Source organism: Oleispirillum naphthae (genome assembly GCA_027864655.1).
Classification (GTDB): Bacteria; Pseudomonadota; Alphaproteobacteria; order Rhodospirillales; family Rhodospirillaceae; genus Oleispirillum; species Oleispirillum naphthae.
Genome location: JAQAZG010000014.1, coordinates 54,946 through 71,549 on the forward strand (window position 1 = coordinate 54,946; position 16,604 = coordinate 71,549).

General features: G+C 70.0%; 11 protein-coding genes. 6 read left to right on the plus strand and 5 right to left on the minus strand.

The window, feature by feature from the left end:
• Nucleotides 1-13 precede the first annotated feature (13 nt).
• A complete protein-coding gene (locus O7R11_RS13920) occupies nt 14-1,960 on the minus strand; it encodes a heavy metal translocating P-type ATPase (RefSeq protein ID WP_337998138.1) in 1,947 nt (648 codons plus the stop codon).
• A gap of 79 nt (nt 1,961-2,039) precedes the next feature.
• On the opposite strand from O7R11_RS13920, the gene O7R11_RS13925 reads away from it, so the two are divergent.
• Nucleotides 2,040-2,462 (plus strand): MerR family transcriptional regulator, encoded by a 423-nt coding sequence (locus O7R11_RS13925; RefSeq protein ID WP_337998139.1) that lies wholly within the window; start codon nt 2,040-2,042, stop codon nt 2,460-2,462.
• Nucleotides 2,463-2,527: 65 nt separating this feature from the next.
• The gene (locus O7R11_RS13930; protein ID WP_337998140.1) at nt 2,528-3,703 is read left to right on the plus strand and encodes a two-component system response regulator; all 1,176 of its coding nucleotides are present in this window, start codon (nt 2,528-2,530) and stop codon (nt 3,701-3,703) included.
• Here O7R11_RS13930 and O7R11_RS13935 read toward each other — a convergent pair.
• From O7R11_RS13935 to O7R11_RS13950, 4 genes are read right to left on the minus strand one after another with little or no spacing between them, the layout of a single operon-like run.
• Entirely contained in the window at nt 3,700-5,340 is a 1,641-nt protein-coding gene (locus O7R11_RS13935; RefSeq protein WP_337998141.1) for a PAS domain S-box protein, read from the minus strand. The two genes, O7R11_RS13930 and O7R11_RS13935, sit on opposite strands and share 4 nt — an antisense overlap.
• 3 nt (nt 5,341-5,343) lie before the next feature.
• A complete protein-coding gene (locus tag O7R11_RS13940; protein ID WP_337998142.1) occupies nt 5,344-6,507 on the minus strand; it encodes an HD domain-containing phosphohydrolase in 1,164 nt (387 codons plus the stop codon).
• Entirely contained in the window at nt 6,504-7,712 is a 1,209-nt protein-coding gene (locus O7R11_RS13945; protein ID WP_337998143.1) for an HDOD domain-containing protein, read from the minus strand. The genes O7R11_RS13940 and O7R11_RS13945 overlap by 4 nt, the downstream gene beginning before the upstream one ends.
• Nucleotides 7,709-10,189 carry an ATP-binding protein gene (locus O7R11_RS13950; RefSeq protein ID WP_337998144.1) on the minus strand — a complete coding sequence of 827 codons (2,481 nt, stop codon included), beginning with the start codon at nt 10,187-10,189 and terminating at the stop codon, nt 7,709-7,711. The genes O7R11_RS13945 and O7R11_RS13950 overlap by 4 nt, the downstream gene beginning before the upstream one ends.
• 236 nt (nt 10,190-10,425) lie before the next feature.
• Here O7R11_RS13950 and O7R11_RS13955 point away from each other — a divergent pair, with 236 nt between their 5' ends.
• From O7R11_RS13955 to O7R11_RS13970, 4 genes are all read left to right on the plus strand, one after another.
• Nucleotides 10,426-11,835: a sodium:solute symporter family protein gene (locus O7R11_RS13955; protein WP_337998145.1), complete on the plus strand. Its 1,410-nt coding sequence runs from the start codon at nt 10,426-10,428 to the stop codon at nt 11,833-11,835.
• Between the two features lie 108 nt (nt 11,836-11,943).
• Nucleotides 11,944-14,271, plus strand: coding sequence for a putative bifunctional diguanylate cyclase/phosphodiesterase (locus O7R11_RS13960; protein WP_337998146.1), 2,328 nt, complete (start codon nt 11,944-11,946; stop codon nt 14,269-14,271).
• Entirely contained in the window at nt 14,259-15,260 is a 1,002-nt protein-coding gene (locus O7R11_RS13965) for a BMP family ABC transporter substrate-binding protein (RefSeq protein WP_337998147.1), read from the plus strand. The genes O7R11_RS13960 and O7R11_RS13965 overlap by 13 nt, the downstream gene beginning before the upstream one ends.
• A 367-nt stretch (nt 15,261-15,627) precedes the next feature.
• Nucleotides 15,628-16,604 (plus strand): hypothetical protein (locus tag O7R11_RS13970; RefSeq protein ID WP_337998148.1); only part of this gene is annotated, 977 nt, incomplete at its 3' end.

A 16,604-nucleotide genomic window follows, 5' to 3' on the forward strand; every position in this document is an offset into this window, starting at 1 on the left:
GCCGTTTTTGCGTTCAGCGGCGCAGCAGGCGCAACGCGTTGGCGGTGACCAGCACCGTCGCCCCGGTATCCGCCAGCACCGCGGGCCACAGCCCGGTGATGCCGAGCACCGTGGTGACCAGGAAGGCGAGCTTCAGCCCGATGGCGAGCGCGACGTTCTGGCGGATCGTCGCCATGGCGCGGCGCGCCAGCAGGATCATCGCCGCGACGTCGCCGACATGGCCGTGCAGGCTGGCCGCATCCGCGGTCTCCAGCGCCACGTCGGTGCCGCCGCCGAAGGCGATGCCGACGTCGGCGGCGGCGAGCGCCGGGGCATCGTTGATGCCGTCGCCCACCTTGACCACGTGCGCGCCCTGCGCCTGCATCTCGCGCACCGCCGCCAGCTTGTCCTCCGGCAGCAGCCCGGCGCGCGCCTCGATGCCGAGACTGTCCGCCAGCGCCGCGGCGGCGGCGGGCACGTCGCCGGTGAGCATCACCACCCGCGCGCCGATCGCCTTGAGCGCCGCCACGCCCGCGGCGGCGTCCTCGCGCGCCTCGTCCGCCGCGGCGATCAGGCCGAGGATGTCTCCGCCCTTGCGCACCAGCGAGACGGTGCGCCCGCCTTCCGCCAGGGTCTGCGCGGCCGCGGGCGCATCGGCCCCCGGCGCGCCGAAGAACGCCTCCACCCCGTCCACGCGGCCGGAAACGCCGCGCCCCGGCAGCGCGGCGAGGTCCGCCACCGCGGCGGGAGCCACGCCCTCCGCCGCCGCGGCGGCCAGCACCGCGCGCGCCATCGGATGGGTGGAGCCGAGCGACAGCCCGGCGGCGAGCGCCAGCACCTCCGCCCGGCTGCCCGCAAGCGCCGCCACCTCGGCGACGGCGGGACGGCCGCGGGTGAGGGTGCCGGTCTTGTCGAAGGCCACCGCATCGGCGCGGGCGAGGCTTTCCAGCACCGCGCCGCCCTTGATCAGCAGGCCGCGCCCCGCCCCGGAGGCGAGCGCCGCGGCGAGCGCCGCGGGGGTGGAGATCACCAGCGCGCACGGGCAGCCGATGAGCAGCACCGCAAGCCCGCGGTAGATCCAGGTGGTCCAGTCCGCCCCGGCGAGAAGCGGCGGCAGCACCGCCACCGCCGCGCCGGCAGCGACGACGCAGGGGGTATAGACGCGGGCGAAGCGCTCGACGATGCGCTGCACCGGGGCCTTGCGCGCCTGCGCCTCGCGCACCAGGCGCACCACCCGCGCGATGGCGTTGTCGGAGGCATCGGCGGTGACGCGCAGGCGCAGCACCCCCTCGCCGTTCACCGTGCCCGCATAGACCGCATCGCCCGGGCCTTTCGGCTTGGGGCGGGATTCGCCGGTGAGCGGGGATTCGTCCACGCCGCTCATGCCGTCGATCACCTCGCCGTCGGCGGCGATGCGTTCCCCCGCTCCGGCGACGATCACCTGCCCCGGCGTCAGGGAGGCGGCGGCGACGCTGCGGGTGCCGCCCTCCTCTTCCAGCAGCGCGGTCTGCGGCACCAGCGCCACCAGGCGTTCGATCCCCGCCTGGGCGCGCCCCGCCGCAAGGCTTTCGAGAATCTCGCCGACGAGGAACAGCAGCACCACGGTCGCCGCCTCGCCCACCGCGCCGATCGCCACCGCGCCCACCGCCGAGATGGTCATCAGCATTTCGATGGAGAACGGATTGCCGCGCCGCAGTTCGGCCAGAACGCGGCGCAGCACCGGGTAGAGTCCCACCGCCATCGCCGCGACGAAGGGCCAGCCGCCCGCCGCGGGCCACAGCCGCCCCGCCACCGCCGCGGCCTGTAGCGCCGCCGCATAGACCACCGCCTCGCGCAACGTGCCCTCGCGCCACAGGGCGGCAAGCGTGCCGCTGCCGCCGTGGCCGTGATCGTGGCCGTGGTCGTGTCCGTCCTCGGGGCCGCCGCAGCAGACATCCTCGTCGCGGGTGGGGCCGTACCCCTGGCAGCACAGGCAAGACATGGCGAAATCCCTCGCATATTCCTATCTCTGTTCAAACTACGATCTCTAGCGGCTGGAGATGCAAGAGGAGATTTCGCACATGGATCTGGTGCCGATCGGCTGGCTGGCGAAGGAAAGCGGGGTGAAGATCCCGACCATCCGCTATTACGAGGAGATCGGCCTGCTGCCGCCGCCCGCGCGCAGCGAAGGCAACCGCCGCCTCTATCCGCGCGAGACGGCGCGGCGGCTGCGCTTCATCCGGCATGCGCGGCAGCTCGGCTTCGAGATCGGGGACATCCGCCGCCTCGCCGCCCTGGCGGGGGATCCGGGCAACCCCTGCGGCGAGGCGCATTCCATCGCCTGCGCGCGGCTGAACGACATCGAGGACAAGATCGCCCAGCTGGCGGCGCAGCGCGAGGAACTGCTGCGGATGATCGGGCAGTGCCCGCACGGCTGCGTCGGCGACTGCGGCGTCATCGAGATCCTCGACGATCACGCAAAATGCCTGCACGACTCCCATTGACCTTCACAACGCGCGCCGGTTGCATGATATCCTGAAGGACGCGCCAACAAGCACGGACCCCCGCCTTGACGCACACCGACCGCCTCCTGCTGATCGACGACGAACCCAACGTTCTGGAAGGGCTGCGCCGCATGCTCGGGCAGCACTATGCGCTCAGCTTCGCCTGCGGCGGCGAGGAGGCGCTGCGCCTGCTGGAGACCGAAGGCCCCTTCGCCGCGGCGGTCTGCGACTTGCGCATGCCGGGGATGCACGGCCTCGACGTGTTGCGCGAGATGCGTCTGCGCGCCCCCGCCACGGTGCGCCTGGTGCTCTCCGGCACCGCCGACCTCGACGCGGCGATAACCGCGGTGAACGACGGCGAGGTTTTCCGCTTCCATACCAAGCCGGTGCCCACCGACGTTCTGCTCGCCTCCATCGCCGCGGCGGTCGAGCACCACCACCACAACGCGACCCCGGCGGCCGTGCCGAAAGTGGCGGAAGATTTCGCCCGCGCTCTGGCCGCGGGGGAGATGCGCCTCTACGTGCAGCCGCAATACGACATCACCCGCGACCGCGTACACGGCGCCGAGGCGCTGGTGCGCTGGCAGCACCCGGCGCGCGGCCTGCTGCCGCCCGGCGCGTTTCTCGCCGAGGCGGAGGCGGCGGACGCCATTCCGGCCTTGACCTCCTGGATGCTCACCGCCGCCTGCACGGCGGCGGCGGCGTGGCGGCGCGAGCTTTGCCCGGATATCACCATCGCCGTCAACATCACCGCCAACGACCTTGCCGATACGGATTTTCCGGCGCGCGTGCGCGCCGCGCTCGCCGCGGCGGCGCTGCCCGCCGCAGCGCTGGAACTGGAACTGGTGGAGGGGGCGGCGCTCGATGCCGAAACCGTGCCGCGCGGCGCGCTCGCCGCGCTGACCGCCATCGGCGTGACGCTCAGCCTCGACGACTTCGGCACCGGCTATTCCGCCTTCGGCCAGTTGCGCCGCCTGCCGGTGAAGAAGCTGAAGATCGACCGCATCTTCGTCGCCGATGCCGCCACCGACGCCAGCGCCCTGCGCATCGTCGAGGCGATCGTCTCGCTGGGGAAGGACCTCGACCTCTCGGTGATCGCGGAAGGCGTGGAAACCCCGGAGCAATCCGAGGCGCTGCAACGCGCCGGCTGCAAGATGGTGCAGGGCTTCCTCATCGCCCGTCCGATGCCGGCCGAGGACTTCCCGGCCTGGTACGAAGCCGACATCGCCCGCCGCGCCTAAACGGATTTCGCCTCCATCGGCAGCCTCACCACGAAACAGGCCCCCCGCCCGGCCGCGCCGGGGACGAGGGACAGGCTGCCGCCATGACGCCGCGTCACCACGTCGAAGCTGATCGCAAGGCCCTGCCCGGTGCCCTTGCCCGCCGGTTTGGTGGTGAAGAACGGGTCGAATATCCTGCCGCAGATTTCCGGGGGCACCCCCGGCCCATCGTCGGATACGCGGATTTCCGCCATGTCGCCGTCGCGCCGGGTGGAAACCGTGATCAGCCCCAGGCCGGAGCGTCCCTCCGCTTCGATCGCCTGCGCCGCATTGACGATCAGATTCAGCAGCACCTGGCTGATATCGACGGCGTGGCAGGGCACGTTGATCGGCCCTTCGGCCAGATCGGCGTCGAGCCTGGCGACGTGCTTCCAGATATTGGTGGTGACGAGACAGGTGTTCTCGACCAGATGGTTGAGGTCGGCCAGGGACTTGCTCTGGCCGCCGGGGTGCGAGAATTCCCGCATCGACTGCACGATGTGGGAAACATGGGCGACGCCGTCACGGGATTGACCGATCGCGGCGGGCAGTTCCTCCATCAGGAACGCGGCGTTGCCCTCGTCCAGCAGGCGCTGCGCCTCGGCCCTGGGAATGCCGCGCTCCGCATCGGCGGCGGCCGCAGCGCCGCGCAAACCATCCAGAATGCGCACCACATCGGCGAGGGAATCCTCGATGAAACTCAAATTGTCGCCGATGTATTGGATCGGCGTGTTGATCTCGTGCGCAATGCCCGCCGCCAGGGTCCCCAGCGCTTCCATCTTCGATGCCTGATAGAGCTGGCTTTCCAGCTGGCGGCGCTGGGTGTTGTCGGAAAACACCAGCACCGCGCCGACCAGCCGGTCTTCGCGGAACATCGGCGAGATCGTGTAATCGACGGGGAATATCTCGCCGGTGCGGCGGCGGAACATGCCGTCGATCACCCGTTGCGGACGGCCCTCCCGGATCTTCAGGGCGACGCTGCAAGCGTGGTCGCCCTCTTCCATATCCACCCCGGCCGGATCGACATACGCGCACAGGCAGCATCCCTGGAGGGATTCCGCCGTACCGGCCCCCAGCATCCGCGCCGCCGCGGGGTTCGCCAGGGTGCAGCGGCACTCCATGTCGGCGGCGATGATTCCCTCATCGGTGGCCTCCAGCAACAGGCGCAGGCTCTCTTCCCGCTCGCGCAGGGCGGATTCGGCCCGCTTGCCCGGGGTGATGTCCAGCATCACCCCGATCATGCCGCGCAGGTTGCCCGCCTTCGAGCGGAACAGCGCCTTGTGGAAACTGATGTCGCGGATGCTGCCGTCGGCATAGCGCATCTGGGTTTCGTAGATCTGGGTGCCGCCCTGCGCCAACAGATCGCGGTCGGCGCGGTCATAGGTTTCGGCCAAGTGGCGCGGCGCGATATCGTAGACCGTCTTGCCGACGACGTCTTCCGCCGGACGCCCCAGGTACGCGGCGAAAGCCGCGTTGCAGGCACGGTAGACCAGGTCCTCGTCCTTGAAGAACACCGGCGCGGGAATGGCTTCCATCACCGCGCGAAGAACGTCGAGAACGTCATCGCCGGGGCCGGGCGCGGTGGACGCGGAACGGGAGGAGGGGGCGGCGGTTCCCATCTTTCATACCGGTCCGTCGTCGTCGAACACCGCGATGGAATCCGTAATGCGCTTCACCCGCGCGAGGTTGCGCAGGCTTTCCACATGCGCCTCGGAAATCTGCACCAGGGCGGAGAGGACGAGGCGGCCGTCGAGGGTCGTCACGTCGGCGGCGAGCACCATCTCGGGCAGCAGCAGGGCGGTGGCGAGGGTCTTCACCGGGCGGGCGCCGTGGGCGTGGTCGGTGCTCACCTCGAGCACGCCGCGCACCCGCTCGAACAGCGCGGGGTCGAACTGCGAAGCGCGCAGGCCCAGGGTCTCGAAATCGGCGCGCGTCGGCGAAACCCCGGCGGCGACGTTGGACAGCTCGGTGAGAATCTTCAGCACCCGCGCGTCCAGCGGAATGTCGGAGCCCTTCGGCCCGTCCTCGGGGAAGCCCGAACCGTCGAAGCCGCGGTGCTGCAAGCCGACCACCTTCGCCACCCCGGCGAGGCGCGGAATGTGCGCGATGACGGTCTTCGCCGCCCCGGGGCTGTGGTCGAGCATCCGGCGCTCGACGGCGGAGAGCGGCTGTTTGGCGTGCAGCTTGGCGATCACCTCCGGCGGCACCGAGAGCAGGCCCACCGGCCCCAGCATCGCCGCGATCTCGATCTGCCAGCGTTGCGGCAGGTTGAGCGCGGCGGCCACCTTGCGCGCCCAGCCGCGGATGCGCGTGGCGCGGCCGAAGGCGAGCGGCGAGGCCATCGCCAGCATGTCGATCAGCACCTTGACGCTGCCCGCGAGCGTCTTTTCCAGAAGCTCGCGCTCCGCCATCACCAGGCGGTACTGTTCCAGCGCCGCGCCGAGCCCCGCCTCCATCAGCTCCGGCGGGCACGGCTTGGTGAGGAAGCGGAAGATGCTGCCGTCGTTGATCGCGTCGATGGCGGTCTGCATGTCGGCGTTGCCGGTGAGCATCAGGCGCACCGTGTCGGGCGCGGCCTCCTTGATCTTCGCCAGGGTGGCGACGCCGTTCATCCCGCCCATGCGCATGTCGCACACCACCACCGCGGGCGCGGGGCCCGCGGCGATGCGTTCCAGGGCCTCCTCGCCGCTGGTGGCGGTCTCCAGGTTGAACTTGCCGCGGTACTGCCGCTTCATCGAGGAGAGCAGGTTGACGTCGTCGTCGATGAGGAGAATGGTCTCGTTCATTTCGACGGCCCCGCATCCTGTTCGACGATCTCGGCCATCCACTTCTTCACCTTCGCCTCCATGCCGAGGCGGCGCACGTAGTCCACGTCGAGGTTCACCGGGCGCAGGAGGCGCCTGCCCAACGGCCAGCGCGGCCCGAACGCCCGGGCGAGGTGGACGCAGGTGAGCGCCGAGCGGTCGGCGTGGACGCAGACCGAGGGCCTGTTCTGGTAGAGCACCGCCTCGATGATCGCGTCGTTGAAGCCCCAGAGTCCGAGGAGATAGCCGCCGAGGTCCGCCTGCGAGGCGCCGAACATCTCCTTCTCCAGCGCGCTGAGGTCGCCGCCCTGCTCGGCGCGGGCGAGCACCGCGCGCGCCTTCGCCGGTTCGGCGTCGAGGAACACCAGGGTGCCGATCGCCGACAGCATGCCGGCGCAGAACGCCTGGTCGCGCATCCCCTCGACCAGCCCCTCCTCGCGGGCGAAGCGCCGCGCCAGGCCGCCGACGGCGAGGCCGTAATCGTCGAGGTCGCGGATCAGCGCCGACATCTCGGGCGAGGTGTCGAACTGCCGGAAGATTCCCACCGAGAGCACCAGGGCGCGCACCGTCTCCAACCCCAGCAGGCGCACCGCCTGGAACACGTCGTGCACCGGCGAACCGAGGGAGAAATAGGCGGAATTGGTGATCCGCAGAACCTCGGCGGTCATCGCCACGTCGGCGGAGATCATCTCGGCGATGGTGCGCATCGACGAGGCCTCCCTGCGCATCTCCCCGGTGAGGCGGACGTAGAGGTCCGGCGGCGAGGGCAGGTTGTGCAGGCTGGCCGCCAGGGTGCGCAAGGGCTCGCTGCGCAGCACGCCGCGCAGCGCCAGGGTGCGGTCGAGCAGGGCGACGATGTCCTCGGTGTTGCACGGCTTGGCGAGGTACTGATGGGTCGGGCCGATGGTGCGCAGCACGCTCTTTTCCTCGGTATAGCCCGAGAGCACCACCCGCACCGTGCCGGGATAGCGCTTTTCCACTTCGGAGAGCAGGGACGCGCCGTCCAGCTCCGGCATGCGCATGTCGGAGACCACCACGTCGAAGCCCTTTTCCTCCAGCAGCCGCAGCGCATCGAGGGGACTGTCCATGAAGGTGATGTCCCAGTCCTCGCGGTGCTTGTGCAGGATGCGGCGCAGGCCGCGCAGCAGGTTGACGTCGTCATCGACGAACAGGATCGAAAGCTTCATGCGGTTTCTCCTTGCTTCTCCGGTCCGTCCCCTTCCGCGCCGATCGGCAGGCGCACCACGAAGGTCGCGCCGCCGCCCGGCGTATCCTCGACGGTCAGGCTGCCGCCGTGCTTGTTCACCACCACGTCCATCGAGATCGCCAGCCCCTGCCCGGTGCCCTTGCCCACCGGCTTGGTGGTGAAGAACGGGTCGAACACCCGCTCGCGCAGGGAATCCGGAATGCCGGGGCCGTCGTCGGCGATGCGGATCTCGGCGAAGCCGCCGTCGCGCCGCGTGCCGATGCGGATCAGCCCCTTCTTCTCCCGCCCCTCCAGCGCCTGCGAGGCGTTGACGATCAGGTTCAACAATACCTGATTGATGTCGGCGGGGAAGCACAGGATGGCGGGAAGGTCGGGATCGAGGTCCTTCTCCACCGCCGCGGTGTGCTTCCACTCGTTGGTGGTGACGATGAGGGTGCTTTCGAGCGCGCGGTTGAGGTCGGTCATCACCTTGGCGCTGCTGCCGGGGTGGGAGAACTCCTTCATCGAGCGGACGATCTTCGCCACGTGTTCGACGCCGTCCAGCGACTGGCGCACCGCGGCGGGCAGCTCTTCCATCAGGTAGGGGATATCGGCCTTCTCCACCGCCGCCTCGACGCGCTCGGCAAGGCCGGGCACGCCGGCGGCGAGGCCGCGGATTTCCTTGCAGGTTCCGGCGACGGTGGCCATCGCGCCGTCGAAGAAGCGCAGGTTGTCGCCGATGTACTGGATCGGCGTGTTGATCTCGTGCGCGATGCCCGCGGCGAGCTGGCCGACGCTCGCCAGCCGCGAGGCCTGCATCGCCTCGCGCTGCGCCTCCTTCAAGGAATCGATGCTGCGGAACGACACGACCACGGCGCGCCCGCCGCCCTCCTCGGCCAGTACCGCGCAGGCGTAGGCGACGCTCATCCGCTTGCCGGCAGCGGGCAGCAGGATCTGCGCGTCGTCGTCCACCTGCACCGCGTTCTCGGCCAGCGCGCGGCCCGGCGGCCCGGCGCAGCAGGCAACCTCCGCGCCGTCCTCGACGAAGCGCAGCACCGCATCGAGCCGGCGGCCGAGGAGGTCCGCAGTCTCCAGCGTGTGCGCCGCCGAGGGGTTGGCGAAGAGGATGGCGCCGTCCCCGTCCACCAGCAGCACGCCTTCGAACAGGTTGGAGGTGATGCCCTCCAGGCGGCGGCGGTTCTCTTCCACCTCGCGTTCCGCGGCGGCGAGCGCGGTGACGTCGGCGGAAGCGCCGCGGTAGCCGAGGAAGGTCCCGTCCTCGGTGAAGAACGGCTTGCCGCTGGAACGGACGAACAGCTCCTTGCCGTCGGGCCGCGCCACCCGGTAATCGAGGCCGCGGAAGGGTCTGCGCCGTGCGACCGCCTTGGCGTAGACGACCCACTGCGCCGCATCCTCCTGGGTGCGGGCGGCCTTCGCCAGTTGCAGGCGCGAGCGGCCGAGCACCTGCTCCGGGGTGAGGCCGGTGACGGCGTAGAAGCGCTCCGACAGCATGGTCAGGCGGTCATGCGCGTCGGTCTCCCAGAACCAGTCGGAAGAGGACTCCGCAATGTCGCGGAAGCGCTGCTCGCTCGCCGCGAGCTTGTCCACCTCGGCCTGCAGGGCGCGGCGGCTCTCCTTCTCCAGGGCGGCGCGCTCCTCCGCCAGACGGTCGAGCGCCTGCGCATTCCGCTTGAACACGCCGACGGCGCGCAGCATCGCGCCGACCTCGTCGTCGCGGTCCGCCGGCGGCACTTCCACCGCCTTGTCGCCGTCGGCGAGGCGTTGCATCACCTGGGTCACCCCGGTCACCCCGGCGGAAATCCTGCGGCTGAGCAGCACCGTCATCGCGATCGCCACGGCGAACACCGCCGCCACCGCCGCGGCGAAACCGGAAATCGCGCGTCGGAGACCGGCCGCCGAGGCGTCGCGCAGGCGCTCGCGCTCCTCCAGCAGAAAGGATTCCCAGTCGCGGATCGCGGCATCCACATCGGCGTAGCGGCGCTCCGCCTCGGCAAGCTGGGTCAGCGCCATGCCGGCATCGGTGTCCAGCATCGCAAGCACGTCGCGCGCCGCGGCCTCATAAAGCCCGGCGGTGCGCCGCACCTCGGACAGCAGGGGCACCTCGGAAAGGTCGGTCATCCCCTCTTGCCCGGCGAACACCGAAACCAGGACCTGCACGCCGTCGAGACGTTGCGCCGCCTCGCGGCTCAGCCCGTGGGAGATCGCCGCGTCGGCGCCGATGCTCTGCCAGGTGATGGTGCGGAAAAGCGCGAGATCGCTCTGCACCATCATCATCCGCAGGGTGGAGAGGCGCTGCTCGCGCGCCGCCACGGTGGTCAGCATGTCGGCGGCGGCCTGCCGCTGCTCGACGATGACGCGGTACGACAGCAGCCCGGCCAGCAGCGCCGCGGCGACCACCAATCCCGGCGAGACGAGGAGTTTCCAGCGCAGGGGCCAGTCGCGGAAACGCACGAACACGGTCGATATCCTCCGGAACAGGGTCCCATGACCAATCGGCGAGCAGCGGACAACCTATACGAAGTCTACGGGCTCTTCTCCACCGCCGCCAGACGGGATTTCACGCCGCGGCGCGGCGCAGCGGCGGCGCGGGCGAAAAAGACGATTGAAATGAAGAGGGCTCCCGCGCCATGCTGTCGGTCGCCGCATCCGTCCCCCGGGCGGGCGCGCCGGTATCGCCGCGTTGCGGGTTTTTCATGTCGTTGTCCCTTTCCCATCTGGCGTTTCTCGTCGGCACCGTGGCCGCCGCCTTGTTTCTCGGCCTGCGCGCCGGGCGCGGCGCCAAGACCGCCGAAGGCTTCAGTCTCGCCGGGCGGTCCTCGGGCGTCGCGGTGATCGCGGGCGGCATCGCCGGAACCGTGATCGGCGGCGCCGCGACCATCGGCACCGCCCAGCTCGCCTATAACATGGGGTTGTCCGCCTGGTGGTTCACCCTGGGCTCGGGCATCGGATTCATCCTGATCGGCAAATTCTACGCCCGGCCGCTGCGCCGCTCGGGGTTGGAGACGGTGTCGCAGTTCCTGGTGGCCGGCTACGGCCGCGGCGCGGGGCCGATCGCCAGCCTCGCCTCGTCCTTGGGCATCCTGTTTTCCGCGGTGGCGAGCGCGCTCTCGGCGATCCCGATGTTCGGCGCGCTGTTCGGGCTGTCCACCCCGGCGTCCGCCGGGCTGATCGTGCTTCTGGTGGTCGGCTACGTCGCCTTCGGCGGCATGAGGGGCGCGGGGGTGGCCGGGCTGTTCAAGCTCGTCGTGATCTGGCTCACCCTGTTCGCCGCGGGCGTCGTGGCGCTTGCCCAGCTCGCCGCCCTGCCGGACGCGGCGGCGCGCTTTCCCGCGTTTCCGTGGTTCAGCCTGTTCGGCCGCGGCCCCTGGCAGACCTGGGGCAACCTGTTCTCGCTGATCGTCGGCATCATCTGCACCCAGACCTACATCCAGGCGCTCTATGCCGCCTCGGACTCGCGGACCGCCGCCATCGGCGCCTACGCCGCCGCGGCGATCACCATTCCGGTGGGGCTGCCCTCGGTGGCGATCGGCATGGCGATGCGCGCCGCCCATCCGGAAATGCCGCCGATCCTCGCCCTGCCGATGTTCCTGCTGGAGAACATGCCCCCCGCCATCGCGGGCATCGGCATCGGCGGACTGATGCTCTCGGTGGTCGGCTCGATCGCCGGGCTGACGCTCGGCATCGGCACGATGATCTCGCGCGACATCGGCCAGGCGGTGCTCGGGCTTTCCCGCGACCGCGACATCCTGCGCCTCAACCGCGCAAGCGTGCTCGTCGTCACCGCCATCGCCGCGCTCATCGCCGCCACCCACCTCGACAGCTACGTGCTGGACTGGAACTACATGTCGATGGCGCTGCGCGGCGCGGGCATCTTCATTCCCCTGTCGCTGGCGGTGTTCGCGCCGAAGCGCCTGCCCGCCGCCTGGGCGGTGGCCTCGATGGCCGCGAGCACCCTCGCCGCGATGGCGGGCAAGCTGGTGTTCGCCTGGCCGGTCAACCCGCTCTATGTCGGAGTCGCGGTCAGCGCGGCGGTGGTCGGCGCGGGTCTTCTTGCGGCGCGCGCGGCGCGCCCAAGCGGCAAGGACGTTTCGCCGGGGGAATGACCCCCCGTCTTGACCGCTGCGCGGAACCCCCGTAGCCTTGCGAACATTCGCTTTTCGCGCGGGAAGGGATGTCCGCGCAATCCGTGCATCCGGCACTACGGAGCGACGATGGGGGAAACCGCGGGTCATCGCCATGCCGCCTCGCGCTTCGGCATCAGCGCAAAGCTGTGGCTCGCCTTCGGCGCGGTCGCGGCGATGACGGTTCTCGCCAGCTTCGTCGCCCTGCGCACCTTCGACATCGCGGGCGGCGCGATCGACAAGATCGCGCAGCGCCGCCTGCCGGTGATGGTGGCGCTCACCCGGATGACGCAGCAGGGCAACCTTTTGCTCGCCACGGTGCCGTCGTTGATCTACGCCCCGTCGCTGGAGGCGCTGCAAACCAACGAACGCAACGTCGCTGCGGCCGAGGAGGCGTTCATCACCGCACAGGCCGAGGCGCACAAGGCGCTCGCCACGGTGAGCGGCACGGGCATCGACGCGGTGGGCGAACTGTCCTCGCGCATCGGCGCGCACCTGCAGATCCTGCAATCCGCGATGGAACACCGCTGGATGCTGATGGAGCAGCAGCAAGCCCTCGGCGAGCGGCTTCAGAACTCCGCCCTGGCGCACAAGCAACCGGCGCTGGCCGGAATCTCCGGGCACATCCCGCATGCGCCGCTGCAGCACCTGCCGATGCTGACGGAGGGGATACCGAACATCGTCCCCGAGGGCTCGCCCGAAGCCGCCGACCTGCACCGGATGATCGCCCTGCGCCGCGGCGAGATTTCGATGCTGACCATGGCGACCAGTCAGCTCGACCACATCCGCCGCCTCGGCGGCATGCTCGACGCGGAGACCGGCCGCCTCATCGAGTCCTGGCAGTCCTCGGGCGCGGACGACCGCACCGAGGTGATCGCAAGCCTGAAGAACGGCCGCTCCATCCTCCTCGTCACCAGCGGCACCGCGGTGCTCGCGGCGCTCGGCATCGCCTGGTTCTATGTCGGCCGCCGCGTCACGCGGCGCATCTCGGCGCTCACCGCGAGCATGCTGACGATCGCGGACGGCGACTACGACGCGCGGATTCCCGAGGGCGGCAACGACGAGGTGACGCGCATGGCGAGCGCGCTCGCGGTGTTCCGCGACGCGATGCGCCGCCTCGCCCTGCTCGCCCGCTGCGACCCGCTCACCGGGCTTCTCAACCGCAACGGCCTTGCCGAACGCGGCGACGCCCTGCTCGCCGCGGGCGGCGCGGGGGCGCTGATCTATCTCAACCTCGCGGCGTTCAAGGACATCAACGACACCTTCGGCCACGACACCGGCGACCGCATCCTGGTGGAGGTGGCCAACCGCCTGCGCGCCGTCGCGGGCGAGGCCTGGATGCTGGCGCGCCTCGGCGGCGACGACTTCGCGGCGCTGATCCCCGGCTGCGACGCGGCGGCGGCGGAGGCGCAGGCGCTGCGCATCCAGGCGGCGCTGGCGCAGCCGCCGGACGACAGCCCGGTGCCGGACCTGCGCGCCGCCATCGGCATCGCGCTCTATCCGCGCTACGGCGCCGTCACCGCCGCGTTGTTGCAGCACGCCGACATGGCGATGAACGTGGCGCGCACCGCCGCCGAAGCGTCGCTGCGCTTCTACGAACCGGCGCTCGGAACCGCCGCGCTGCACCGCAAGGCGATTCGCGCCGAGCTGCGCAAGGGCCTGGACGAAGGGCAGTTCCGGCTGGTCTACCAGCCCAAGGTGGAAATCGCGAGCGGCCGCGTCGTCGGCGTGGAATCGCTGTTGCGCTGGACCCACCCGGAGAAGGGCGCGATCCCGCCCGCCGATTTCATCCCGGTGGCGGAGCGCTCCGGCTTCATCCAGGCGCTGGGGGCCTGGGTGCTGGCGGAATCCTGCCGCCAGGCGCGGCTCTGGCGGGACGAGGGGATCGCGCTCTCGATGGCGGTCAACTTCTCCGCCTCGCAGTTCCTGCGCGCCGACGTGGTGGCCGAGGTGGAGCGCGTGCTGGCGGAGACCGGCCTGCCGCCGCAGCATCTGGAGATCGAGATCACCGAAAGCGTCTTCCTGCGCGGCGAGGCCGAGGTGCTGCAACGCCTGCGCGAGCTGCGCGCCTTCGGCATCGGCCTGGCGCTCGACGACTTCGGCACCGGGTACTCCTCGCTTTCCTACCTCAAGCGGCTGCCGGTCTCGTGCCTGAAGATCGATCAGTCCTTCGTGCGCGACATGTTCTCCTCCGCCACCGACACCCGCATCACCGCCGAGATCATCCGCATGGCGCACGAACTCGGCCTCACCGTGGTCGCCGAAGGCATCGAGGAGGACCGCCAGTTCGCCTTCTTCCGCGATGCGGGCTGCGACATCGGCCAGGGCTTCCTGTTCGCCCGGCCGATGGAGGCGCAAAGCCTGGCGCCCTTCCTCGCCGCGCGCGGCGCGGCCGGAGCCCCGCGATGCGGCGCCTGATCCTCGCCGCGCTGGCGCTCTGGTGCGCCCTGGCCGCGCCCGCCTTCGGCTTCTCCGCGGCGGTGCTCTACAACGTCGGCGGCAAGCTGGACAAAAGCTTCAACGAATCCGCCTTCCACGGCGTCGCCGCGGCGCGGGCGGAAAAGCACCTGCGCATCGCCGAATACGAGCCGCAGGGAAACGCCGACCGCATCCCGATGCTGCGCCTCGCCGCCGCCTCCGCCGACATCGTGGTGGCGGTGGGTTTCGCCTACCGCGACAGCCTCGACCTGGTGGCGCGCGAATATCCCAAGACCCGTTTCGCCATCGTCGATGAGATCGTCACCCTGCCCAACGTGCAGTCGATCCGCTTCCGCGAACAGGAAGGGGCCTTCCTCGCCGGGGTGGCCGCGGCGCTCGCCTCGAAGAGCCATCTCCTCGGCTTCGTCGGCGGCATGGACAGCGCCCTGGTGCGGCGCTTCCAGGCGGGCTACGAGCAGGGCGCGCGCCAAGCCGACCCGCGCGCCCGGGTGCTCGCGCGGATGATCGGGCCGGGGGTGGAGGCGTTCTCCGATCCGGTGGCGGGCTTCCTCCTCGCCGAAGAGGAGATCGCGGCCGGGGCCGACGTGCTGTTCGCCGCGGCCGGGGCCTCCGGCCTCGGCGTCTACCAGAAGGCGGCGGATGCGGGAAAACTCGCCATCGGCGTGGACTCCGATCAGACCTATCTGTTCCCCGGCACCATGCTGACCTCGGTGGTGAAGAACGTCGGCGCGGCGGTGGCGCACGTGCTCAAAGCCGCGGCGGAGGGCGCCTGGAGCAACGGCACCAAGAGCTTCGGCCTGAAGGAAGGCGGTCTCTCCCTGGCCTTCGGCCCGCACAACGCGGCTCTGGTCTCCCCCGCCATCGCCGCCGCGGTGGAGGCGGCGCGCCTGGCGATCGTCGAGGACCGCCTGCGCGTTACGGAAACGCCGTCCGCCGCCGTGCCGTCAGCGATCCGCGGCGACTTCTGAAACTCCGCCAAAAGACCGGAAAAGTCGCATCCGCACGCCAATCACAATTGCGAGTCGGTGAAAAGACCCAACCCCAGGAGTCTCAGTCACGATTGCAATTCAACGTGGGAGTTATTTATCGGCGCCCCGTTTTTCGTGCTCTACGATGGTATTCTATTCTTGAACCATTCCCAATCAGCTTGGTAGCGCGCGGTTATCGCACCGCAATCGACCAGGTTTTCTATAGGCATACGCAACATTCCTGAAAATGTGACAAACACTTCCTGAATTTATATTTGAAAATCACCTTCCGCTTATATGAACATCACCGCCTCACCGATAAAAAACCAAAAAACCGCTCCGAATCTTCCCTGGGCAGAGGCACATCATGACGTTTCTCAAGAACCTGCGGCTTCCCGTGAAGCTGTACACCAGCGCTGCGCTGATCATCGGCCTGATTGCGGTGATGGCGTTCTCCTCCTGGTCCGCCTTCCAGGATATCGGGCGGACCTTCCGCTCGGTGCGCGGCACGGTGGAACTCTCCACCCTGGCGCAGACCGCGCAGTTCCAGATGGCGAACGCGGGCTACGGCAACCTCGGCGTCTCCAAGGCGCAGACGGAAAAGGATCTCTCCGCCTACGAAACCGCCAGCGGCAAAGCGCGCGCCGCGGCGCTCAAGAGCATCGGCGCGGCGGTGGCCGCCGCCGACGCGGCCGGCCGCGAACTGCTTGCCGCGATGCAGGCCAAAGTGTCGGATTACAGCCGCCTCTCCGACGAGGGCATGGCGCTGCGTCACGACTACCTGAAGGCGACGAGCGCCATGACGCAAAGCGAGCCCGCGCTCGACAAGGCGGCCAACACCGCCATCGACGAAAGCCTGGAGAGGAAGCTTCCCCTCCTCACCGGCCCGCTGCTCACCGCACAGCGCCAGCTTGCGGTCTCGCGCGACGCGATGAAGCGCTTCCTCCTCACCAACGCCGAGGCGGATGCGGCGCAGCAGAAATCCGCCCTCGCCACCGCGTGGGCCTCGGTCAACGTGGCATCGGCGGCAGCCAAGGGCGGCAGCCTCGAAGGCGCGCTCGCCGACGTCGGCAAGGCGATGACCGCCTACGGCAACGCGGCGAAGGCGGTGATGGACCTTGCGGAGCGCAGCAACGGCCTGTGGTACGGCCAGGCGCGCGGCGTGCGCGAAGCGATGAACGCGGCGACGGAAAAGACGGTGGATCAGCTGCTCTCCGCCGGACGCGCCGACATCGCCGCGGCGGTGGCAAGCATCGCCGCCGCCTCCTCGCTGCTCGCCGGGGTGGCCGCCCTGGTGCTGGTGGTGGTGATCGCCCTCAACGCGCTGACGGTGCGCCTGGTGGC

Bases quoted from the DNA above. Each gene is read 5' to 3' on its own strand.
- O7R11_RS13965 (WP_337998147.1), top strand. From the start codon at position 14,259: ATGCGGCGCCTGATCCTCGCCGCGCTGGCGCTCTGGTGCGCCCTGGCC.
- O7R11_RS13920 (WP_337998138.1), bottom strand. From the start codon at position 1,960: ATGTCTTGCCTGTGCTGCCAGGGGTACGGCCCCACCCGCGACGAGGAT.
- O7R11_RS13935 (WP_337998141.1), bottom strand. From the start codon at position 5,340: ATGGGAACCGCCGCCCCCTCCTCCCGTTCCGCGTCCACCGCGCCCGGC.
- O7R11_RS13955 (WP_337998145.1), top strand. From the start codon at position 10,426: ATGTCGTTGTCCCTTTCCCATCTGGCGTTTCTCGTCGGCACCGTGGCC.
- O7R11_RS13960 (WP_337998146.1), top strand. From the start codon at position 11,944: ATGGGGGAAACCGCGGGTCATCGCCATGCCGCCTCGCGCTTCGGCATC.
- O7R11_RS13940 (WP_337998142.1), bottom strand. From the start codon at position 6,507: ATGAACGAGACCATTCTCCTCATCGACGACGACGTCAACCTGCTCTCC.
- O7R11_RS13925 (WP_337998139.1), top strand. From the start codon at position 2,040: ATGGATCTGGTGCCGATCGGCTGGCTGGCGAAGGAAAGCGGGGTGAAG.
- O7R11_RS13945 (WP_337998143.1), bottom strand. From the start codon at position 7,712: ATGAAGCTTTCGATCCTGTTCGTCGATGACGACGTCAACCTGCTGCGC.